This window comes from Microbacterium sp. BF1, assembly GCF_019279095.1.
Classification (GTDB): domain Bacteria; phylum Actinomycetota; class Actinomycetes; order Actinomycetales; family Microbacteriaceae; genus Microbacterium; species Microbacterium maritypicum.
Genome location: NZ_JAGYWT010000806.1, coordinates 1 through 668 on the forward strand (window position 1 = coordinate 1; position 668 = coordinate 668).

Annotated in this window: 1 protein-coding gene; it reads right to left on the reverse strand. The window is 68.6% G+C overall.

The features are described from left to right. Window positions 1–531, reverse strand: a 531-nt coding sequence (locus KZA10_RS16915) for a helix-turn-helix domain-containing protein (RefSeq protein WP_218683484.1), incomplete at its 3' end; no start/stop codon positions are given. Window positions 532–668 lie beyond the last annotated feature (137 nt).

The following is a 668-nucleotide window of genomic DNA, read 5'->3' on the forward strand; positions in this document are numbered from 1 at the left end:
CGCTTCGAGTCGACGTGCGGTCTTGTGGTCGTACCGCTGGTTCGGGCCGCGGGGGTATCCCACGCGTTCGTGGACAGACTGACCGGGCAGCTGCAGAGCGCTCGGGTGAGCGCGCCGCCCTCGACGCCTCTTGCGATGCGCCTGGTGCTCCTCATGCATGATCAGCCGCCACTTCGCCCACACGATCCGCTCGACGTCGTACCGCCTCGCGCGATCGGCCAGGTACCCGTCGACGAAGAGGCGGACAGCGATCGGCTGCGGGTCGACGTCGTCGGCCGCCGTCCAGGAGCCGTCGACGAGGCGGACGAGTCCGTGGCTGTGCAGACGGTGCAGCAGACGGCGGACGGAGGCAGCGGTGAATCCGGTGCGGAGGGTGAGATCTGCCACGGTCCAGGAACCTCCGGGCAACAGTTGGAGGTGGAGGTAGCCGGCGGCACGTCCGAGAGAGCCGGGAGCTGCGTAGATGTCCTGGTTGAGTGCGGTAGTTCTCAGGGTCAGCTCACGGAGGAGGGCGGTGCGGGCGGGGGGCATACGCCCTTGTGACAAATCGGGTTCGTGAGGATCTGTGGAGAACTTTTCGGAGAGGGTGTACCGGGCCCCGTGCTCGCCTTCGGCCTGGGCGGTGCGCCGGATCCAGCCGGCGTCCTGCAGCGCGCGGAGGGCGTTGT